10 protein-coding genes are annotated in these 8,995 nt (G+C 27.2%); 3 read left to right on the forward strand and 7 right to left on the reverse strand.

Annotated elements, in window-relative coordinates; all coding sequences use genetic code 11:
- From ACO409_RS09320 to ACO409_RS09330, 3 genes are all read left to right on the forward strand, one after another.
- Positions 1–674 (forward strand): RNA-guided endonuclease InsQ/TnpB family protein (locus tag ACO409_RS09320; protein ID WP_485556642.1); only part of this gene is annotated, 674 nt, incomplete at its 5' end.
- A gap of 92 nt (positions 675–766) precedes the next feature.
- Positions 767–1,546 (forward strand): SDR family NAD(P)-dependent oxidoreductase, encoded by a 780-nt coding sequence (locus tag ACO409_RS09325; RefSeq protein WP_485556644.1) that lies wholly within the window; start codon positions 767–769, stop codon positions 1,544–1,546.
- Between the two features lie 75 nt (positions 1,547–1,621).
- Entirely contained in the window at positions 1,622–2,035 is a 414-nt protein-coding gene (locus tag ACO409_RS09330; protein WP_485556646.1) for a hypothetical protein, read from the forward strand.
- A gap of 208 nt (positions 2,036–2,243) precedes the next feature.
- Here ACO409_RS09330 and ACO409_RS09335 read toward each other — a convergent pair whose 3' ends face one another.
- The 7 genes from ACO409_RS09335 to ACO409_RS09365 form a co-directional block, all read right to left on the reverse strand.
- The gene (locus ACO409_RS09335) at positions 2,244–3,656 is read right to left on the reverse strand and encodes an RNA-binding domain-containing protein (RefSeq protein ID WP_485556648.1); all 1,413 of its coding nucleotides are present in this window, start codon (positions 3,654–3,656) and stop codon (positions 2,244–2,246) included.
- Positions 3,657–3,876: 220 nt separating this feature from the next.
- Entirely contained in the window at positions 3,877–4,068 is a 192-nt protein-coding gene (locus ACO409_RS09340) for a hypothetical protein (protein WP_485556650.1), read from the reverse strand.
- A gap of 3 nt (positions 4,069–4,071) precedes the next feature.
- Positions 4,072–5,430 carry an MATE family efflux transporter gene (locus ACO409_RS09345; protein ID WP_485556652.1) on the reverse strand — a complete coding sequence of 453 codons (1,359 nt, stop codon included), beginning with the start codon at positions 5,428–5,430 and terminating at the stop codon, positions 4,072–4,074.
- Positions 5,431–5,506: 76 nt separating this feature from the next.
- Positions 5,507–6,709, reverse strand: a complete 1,203-nt coding sequence (locus ACO409_RS09350; protein ID WP_485556654.1) for an RluA family pseudouridine synthase — start codon at positions 6,707–6,709, stop codon at positions 5,507–5,509.
- A 163-nt stretch (positions 6,710–6,872) separates the two neighbouring features.
- The gene (locus tag ACO409_RS09355) at positions 6,873–7,526 is read right to left on the reverse strand and encodes a thiamine diphosphokinase (protein WP_485556656.1); all 654 of its coding nucleotides are present in this window, start codon (positions 7,524–7,526) and stop codon (positions 6,873–6,875) included.
- A gap of 491 nt (positions 7,527–8,017) precedes the next feature.
- Positions 8,018–8,191, reverse strand: coding sequence for a hypothetical protein (locus ACO409_RS09360; protein ID WP_485556658.1), 174 nt, complete (start codon positions 8,189–8,191; stop codon positions 8,018–8,020).
- A 260-nt stretch (positions 8,192–8,451) separates the two neighbouring features.
- On the reverse strand, positions 8,452–8,667 hold the full coding sequence (locus tag ACO409_RS09365; RefSeq protein WP_485556660.1) for a helix-turn-helix domain-containing protein: 216 nt from the start codon (positions 8,665–8,667) through the stop codon (positions 8,452–8,454).
- Positions 8,668–8,995 lie beyond the last annotated feature (328 nt).

Raw genomic sequence — 8,995 nt, forward strand, 5'->3', positions numbered from 1 at the left:
TAGGAATTGATTTAGGTATAGACAATCTTTGTACTTGTGTAACTAATAATGGAGCTTCATTCATAATAGATGGTAGAAAATTAAAATCAATAAATCAATACTATAACAAGACAAATGCAAAATTGCAAAGCATTAAAGATAAGCAAAAGATAGAGCATATAACATTAAGGCAAAAGAGAATAGCTAGAAAGAGAAATAATCGTATAGAAGATTATCTTTCAAAAGCGGCAAGAATAATTGTAAATTATTGTCTTAATAATGATATAGGAAAAATAGTTCTAGGATATAATGAAGATTTTCAAAGAAATTCAAATATAGGAAGTATAAATAATCAAAACTTTGTAAATATACCATATGGAAAATTAAGAGATAAATTAATATATCTATGTAAACTATATGGAATAGAATTTAAGCTGCAAGAAGAAAGTTATACGTCAAAAGCAAGTTTCTTTGATGGAGATGAAATTCTGATATATGATAAAGAAAATCCGCAAGAATATATATTCAGTGGAAAAAGAATAAAAAGAGGATTATATCAAACAAGTAAAGGCTATCAATTAAATGCAGATTGTAATGGAGCATTAAACATATTAAGGAAAAGTAAAGTTGTGGATTTAAGTATCCTATACAATAGAGGTGAGCTGAACACGCCTAAAAGAATAAGGGTAGTGTAAAGCTATCAAACTTCTTAGAAAATTTTTGAATATTTTTAAAGATTTTAGAACTCTGTGACTTTAGTCGTGGGAGGTTCAGGGAGGTAATAACTATGAAAACAAAATATACTGTTATAACAGGAGCAAGTTCGGGAATAGGAAGGGCTGTGGCTCTAAAATTCGCAGAAAGAAATAAAAATCTTATTCTGATTGCACGAAGAAAGAATTTACTAGAAGACCTAAAAAGCGAAATTTTGAAGAAAAATCCTAGTTTGGAGATTATTGTAACAGATTTTGACTTAACTGATGTCGATAAAATTCCTGAACTATATTCAAAATTAAACAATTATCACATTGAAACTTTAATAAACAATGCTGGATTTGGAGTGTATAGCGATGTGAAAGATGAATCTCTTGATAAAATTACAGATATGATTCGTTTGAATGTAGAGGCATTGACTTTGCTCTCTTCTATGTATATTCAGGATTATTACAATGAAAAAGGTTCGCAATTAATTAATATTTCTTCCGCAGGTGGCTATACAATAGTTCCAAAAGGGATTATTTACTGTGCCACAAAATTTTACGTAAACGCCTTCACAGAAGGACTCGCACTAGAATTAAAGCAAAATAACGCACAATTAAAAGCAAAAGTCCTAGCACCCGCTGCAACCAAAACTAACTTTGGAAATGTTGCAACTGGTAAAACTGATTTTGATTATGATAAATCTTATCCAAACTATCATACATCCGAAGAAATGGCAGATTTTCTCATTCAACTTTACGAAAGCGACAAAACTGTCGGTTACATCAGCCGTGAAACTTTTGAATTTGACTTATCCGATGGATTTTTTCAAAATGCATTTAGTTCTAAAAATAACGTGAAATTTTAAATATTAGTTTTTATTATTGATTTTCCTAAAAAAATATTATAAAATATACAAAAATTGTTATTTAGGAGTGATTTTATGAAAAAAATTATATTTGCATTGTTTTTACTGACTTTTAGTTTAAGTTTTTCTAATTCTGATATTGACATAATATCCAAAGAGGTTTGGAGATGCCCTCATTCTGTTGACAGAACTTTTAAGGGGCTTACTTATATAAAATTTTTGAATGAAAATGGCAAGCCGTCTATTTCAGTTAGCATATTGGATAATCGTGCAGCATTAAAAACAGGAAAAGTTTCGCTTGAACTTTCACAATTAGATTACGAAGTAAAAGAAAATGAAAATTCTATTTATTTTACAAACTTAAATGATAAAACACAAGTTTTTTCAGATTACAAATTATCTTATTCATTTGATAAAAAAAATAGACTTAAAATGGATTTATATCGTATTTCAGATAACAAAAAACTTTGCAGTCTTATGACAAATTAAATTATCAAAATACAAAAAATAATTAATAATTTTTAAGCAACGATTTCTTAGTGATTTTCGTTGCTTAATCTTTTTTCCGACGGTTTTATGATTGGTTTTTTCCGACGGTTTTTTTACCAATCGAATTTAATAATATTTTCTCAAAAATCGCTATTCTTTAAGTATTTGAAGCAATTTGTTTATATCATTTTTCCGACGGTTTTTACGATTAGTTTTTTCCGACGGTTTTTATATATCTGATATTTCTAGTTGCCCCTATTTTTTGTAACATATTATTTTTCACCAAATATCTTAATAAATCTCTCGCACGGCTTTCTTTTATATTCAAAAGTTTTTCTAATTCCGATCGTGTAAGTTCATCATTAGTTTCAAAAAACTTCATTATCTTTTGAATTTGCACTTCTAAAATCTTTCTTTTTTTGATTTCAGCTTTAATTGTGGATTCCCTATTATTTAGATTTTTTATAAAATCATAATTTAAATTCTTCATTACCACTCTAAATCCATTAAAATCTGAAAAAAATTCAACTGATTTGTCTTCTGTATAATTAAAAGCATTAACAAAATCCTCTTTTATTTTTTTCAGTCCACTTCCACGTCTTTCCATAAAATGCATACGAGCAAATAAATCTGCTATTACAGGATTCCTTCTAAAAGATGAAATTGTATCGGTGTTTCTTTCCTGAATAAAAGTTCCGTCATACATTCCGCCGGGAGAATAAATTTCCATTCTGTCATCATAAATATCTACATGAATTTCACTGCCCATTATTCCATAATCTCTGTGTATAATTGCATTTACCAAAGTTTCCTGTACAGCTCTTTCTGGATAATCTAGCATTTCTATACGTCGTTCATTTGTTTTTTTCCACATTTTTCTATTATTTACCCTTATAAATCTCAAAACTTCATCTAACTGATACAAAATGCTGCCATCAACTTCAATATCATCAAATGCCTCCAGTCTTCCTGAAGATTTATCAATTCCATTCCATCTTGTGCAAAAAATCCTTGATTGATAAATAAGTCTTTCATCGGCTAGTAACGCTCCTGCATTAGTTAATTTCCCATTTCTCGTCAATCCAAACGATTCAAAATCAGAATTTAAAAATTCCTGCCTTGTATTTTGGTAATAACTTGCCTTCAATTTTGAAAATGATGCTTTATCAAAATCAATATTTGAATTTAAACTATCGTATGTTTGATTGCTTCCTTTTAAAATCAAATTATTAAGTTCATGATTTCTTGTAACTACACTTTCATTTCCAATTCTTACAAATGCTTGTCTTGAGCCATTTCCAATGTAATAATAAGGTGTCTGATTTCCTGAAAAAACATAAACTAGCAATAAATTTTTATTATTTTCATCTAAATATTTAATTTCTATATTCGGAACAGGTTCTATCAATGTTTTTATTTTTTCACTGATAAATTCAGAATCCTTCTTATAATCTTCCAATCCAATAATTTTATCATCATCACTTACTCCAAAAATCAAAATGCCGCCTTTCCCATTTGCAAATGCACTAACTGTTTTTAGCCAATTTTTTACCTTATTTCTTTCAACTTCTCTTTTTTTCTCATAAAATGTTGTTTCACCTAAATATTTTTTTAATTTCATTTTCTCCCCCTTTAATTTTTATGCTTTATTATAATTTTTTTATCCCAAAATAGTTCAATTGTATATGAAATATGTAAGATTATACAAGATATGTTAAACTCTTCTGTTCCTAAAATAAATTGATTTTCTTGATAAAAAATATTATATAAGAAATAAATTAAAACTATAGACATTAATACACCTAATAAAATTTTATTTAATTTTAACAAAAAATTTTTACTCAAATATCCAAAATAGAAAAAAACATAATAATTATTAACATTAAAATTAATGCTGCTACAATACTTTTACCAAAAGATGTGAAAATTCCAATCCAAAGTAATAAAAATATTATTGATAATTTTTGTTGAAGAAAAAAATAAATTACGTTAAATAAAACCGTTAGTAAAATTTTTATTAAATTTTCTTTCATTACTTACTCCTTCACTTTTCTATAACTTTTCACATACTCATTCTTATAAAACGCCCAAATCAATTGTCCTGTCATCACAATCCAAATAAGCGGCTCGCAAATCATCACACCAAAATACCCCAACTTTGGCACAATAAAAATCACAAAGATTATTTTCCCTAAGAATTCAATTACACTTGAAACAAGCGGAACTACTTTTTCTCCAAGTGCTTGCAAGGAATGCCTTAAATTAAATAAAACTCCCAATATTGCAAAAAACGGTGAAGCTATTTTTAAGTAAGTCGATCCATTATACAAAACTACTTGAGAACTCGATCCTGACATTAATCGAATCATATTTTTTGAAAATAGGTATACAAAAACTGTAATTCCAATAGCAAAAATTATATCTAGCATATTTGCATAAAATACTCCATTTCTAATTCTATCTACCCTGTCCGCTCCTTTATTTTGAGATACAAAAGTAGCTAATGCAAGTGCCATTGTTGTTAACGGTATGTTGCAAAATCCCATTAGTTTTCTAGCCGAAGTATGTCCAGCAATAATTAAATATCCAAAACCATTTATTGCATACTGTAAAATAAGTGATCCCATTAGTACAATCGCTATCATAAGACCCATTGATATTCCTTGTCCGAGCAATTCTCTGTATAATTTTGCGTCGAATCGGAAATGTTTTTTTCTTGGGATTAAAATCGGCTCTTTTATATAAATGTAAATTACGCTTAAAATTACAGATATTGCTTGTGCGATAACAGTTGCGACTGCTGCACCACCAATTCCCATTTTTAGGGAAGTTATGAAATAAATATCAAGAAAAATATTCAAAATTGAGGCAATTACTAAAAATACAAGCGACATAAAACTGTTTCCGATTGCTCTCAAAAGTCCCGAAGATAAATTATAGGAAAAAGTTACTCCAACAAACATTGTTATAATATTTATGTATTCAAATGCTTCGTTTATGATATTTTCAGGTGTGTGTAAAATTTTTAGCAGTGGCATTAAAATAAATCTTGATAAAATCATTACTGCAATTGTTATCATAAGTCCAATAACAATCGAACCTGCAACCGATTTTTTCAAAAGATTCTTGTTATTCGCTCCGTAACTTCTTGCTGCAACCATACTAAGCCCATTCCCAATTCCAAGTGCAAATCCAAAAATTAGCTCAAAAATTGCTGCTGAAGCCCCAATTGCTGCAAGTGAATTGTCTCCTAAAGTATGTCCAACAATAGCAATGTCCGCCATATTGTAAAGTTGCTGAAAAATATTTGACACTAAAATTGGTATCGAAAAAATCAGTAATGATTTTAAAATGCTGTCGTTTATTAAATCAACAGAAAAATTAAATTTTTTCATTTTTCTCCTTTCTTTAATTTTAATTATTCTTTATCTATCGTTATTCTGTAAAATTATTTATCTCAACTAATAAAAATTATTTTTCTAAAAAGTCTTTCATATCAGTAAAAATAGGTATTTCCAATTCAACTTCCTCTTTACTCGCAGGATGTGTAAATTTTACCTTGTAAGCATGTAAAAATTGTCTATTTATCCCAAGCTCTTTATTTAAGCCATTTCCATAAAGCTCATCCCCAACAATTGTGTGCCCAATCGATTTCAAATGCACACGAATTTGGTGCGTTCTTCCCGTAAAAAGCTCACATTCCACAAGCGTCACATTTTTTTCAGGATAAGTTTTCAACACTTTTACAGCCGTTTTCGCATACTGACCTTTCTCGTCAATAATTCTCTCCAAATTATCACCATCTCGAAAAATTCTTCTTTCGATAATTATTTTATTTGTTCCATTTTTTTCCAAAATTTCATTATTAAAATCATTTTTATCTTTCAAATTTAAATTATATTTTGTATTTTTGCTGTCAAAATCTATATTTTTATTTATTTTAAAATTTATATTTTCAAAATTGCTTTTACTTTCCAGATTTAAATTATTATTTTCTTTTTTACTGTCAAAATTTATATTTTCTCCAATTTTGTTATCTTTATTTTCAAAATTTGAATTATTTTCAATTTTCTCAATTTCATCATACTTTTTCATTTCTCCAAAATTAACTTTTTCAACTTCAGCTTTCAAATTTTCTTTCTCAAAATCCTGAATTTTATGATTTTTCTCATCTTTTGCCAATTCATCTTTAATTCTAGAAATTTCCTCATCATCAATAATTCCATCCACAATCGCCAAATATTTTTTCTCAAAAATTGAAAAATTTTGCAAAAATGCCTGTGCAAAACTGTTTTTCGCAATAATAATCAATCCAGATGTATTCATATCGAGTCTGTTATAAAATCGCGGCACTCTCACTTCGCCATATTTTTCCAAAAAATGATTCACAATCCCATTTGCCAAAGTAAAATCAACCTTTTTCTGTGTCGGATGTGTCAACAAAAACGGCTCCTTATTCACAACCAAAATATCTTCATCTTCAAACACAATATCAAGTGACAATTTAATTGGCTGAATATCAGTCCCTTTCTTCTTCTCCACAACCTTCAAATTTCCATGCGACGGCAATTTTTTCGTAAGCCTAACTTGCTTCCCATTCAAAAAAACTTCCACATTTCTCAAACTTCTCCCTGAATAATTCTGCACTTCCCGCAAATACTGAGAAATTTTCATTCTTTGATGCTCCTTCTCAATCCTAAACTTTTTCAATATTTATACACTTCCTTTTTTATTACTTCTAATTTTTATTGCTTTCAAAATTACCAAAATTTTTCAACAAATAAACTTCTCTTACAAAAACCAAATTTTTTCTAAAAATATTTATTTTTCTATAATATTACAACTTTTTATTTTTCAAAATTATAATCAATTTTCCACTTTCAAATTCAACACTTGCCTTGTTTTCACAAATCACATTACTCACAAGCCTAGAACTATCCCTTTTCACATCAATCCCATCAGTTTCAAACTTAAATCCCTTAAGCGTCAACTTCTTCACATTTTCACTTATTGGAACAATCGAAAATTCACATTCTTTTTTACTTTTCAAAACAAACGATTTTTCTGCATAAAAAATTTCTTCATCTTCTAGCAAAAATACAAGATTTTTATATTTTTCCAGTAAAAATAAATTACTCAAAGTCATATCTAGCCTATTCCCAAGCCCACCAACGACAAATATTTTCTCTACAAAATCCTCATTTCCCAAAATTTTATTAATTTCTTCCAAAATTAACTCAAAATCAGTAAAATCTTTATCTCGTGGAAATTTTTTTATCAAAACATTTTTACTTTTATAATATTCCAAAACTGGTTTCTCAATCGAATCTAAATCCCCAATAATCATTTCAGGAACCTTCCCATATCGAAACGCAAAATTTGCTCCACCATCCGCACAAAAGCAAATCACATCTTTTGAAATCAATCTATCCATAAATTCCTGCGAATATTTATATTCTCCGTTCAAAAAAATCACAAACCTTTTTATCATGTTTTCCCTCCATCCAAAAAATACAACTATTTTATATTATACTTTTTTATTTAATTATTTACAAGGTAATAATTATAACAAGACAGAGTAAAAATTTCAATGATATAATTTTAGCTCATATAACTTTTTATATAAAATATTTACTATCTAACCATTTTTATATAATAATAAAATATTTCCTTTCGTTAATGTTTTTGTAGTTACTAACATTTTAGCACAAAATTATCATAAGTTTTTATATTTTTTTATTTGTCGCAATATATTATACAATTTATGATATAAAAAAATATCAGAGTTAATTTAATAAAAGATTTATAATATATTTGTTATTCAAATAAACTTTAACTATAATATAAAAAAATCAAAATATAATTTTTAATTTATCACTATTATTACAATATATATTTGTAGCAAAACATTTTTTATTAAAAAAAAAGATGGCAAAACTACCATCCTAATACTGTATATTTTCCATTCAAAAAATAAATTTATCATAATACTGTTTCCCAATGAACTACTCCCGCTTTTTGTCTATACCAATTTTTAGAAAATTTTACTTTCCTTGATAATGATTTTTGGAATTTCTTTAATTTTTCTTCTAACATTCTGAAATATCTTGGATAATCAGCCTTTTGATTTTCAGAACTGACAAATAATTCAGACATTGAAAAATCAAGTCCTATTACTTTATCATTACTTGGATTTTTATAACTTTTAACACTATTCTTTTTAGATTTGAACCTTGAAAACTTTGCTCTCTTCTAAAAAAAATTCGTAAATAATCGTTTTACATTCAATTGAGCATTTGAAAGTGCTAGACTGTCTACTTCTTTCAAAAATTGATTTTCATACTAAACCCCATTTGAATAACGAATACATTGTAAATCTTTTTAGCAGATTAAACCTAATATTTATTCTTAAATAATTAAAGTAAATGTTCGCTTTTTAAATGGGGAATAGTATCACTTTTCAAACCGGCAGGTGTAATTATTTTATTTTTCCCAGTTTCTTCATAAATTTTATTTGCAATATACAAAATTTTGTTGTAGACAAAACAAACACATCTAAAAGTTTTGTTTATCAATAATTCCTGTTCTATATTTGAATAAATCCTGTATTTGAATGCTAAATTATATTTCATGAAATTACACCTCCTTTTGATTTTGAATATTATTTTTAATGACTTTTCTTCAATATTTTATACAAAAATTGTATCATAGGTGTATCCTTTTTTGCAATTTTTTTTTACAAAAAAAGCAATTCATCTCCCAAACTCCTTATATATTAGCTTATACTATTCCCCCGTTTAAAATTTAAAAATAAATATTCGGTTTAATCTATTAAAAAGATTTATAATATATTCGTTATTTAAATGGGATTTAGTATTAATAAAAATTAGTACAAATTCTATTTTAAAAAAATTAATTTTATACATAAAAAAATGGCGTCCCCGGTTGGACTCGAACCAA

It is taken from the genome of Leptotrichia sp. (assembly GCF_057270615.1).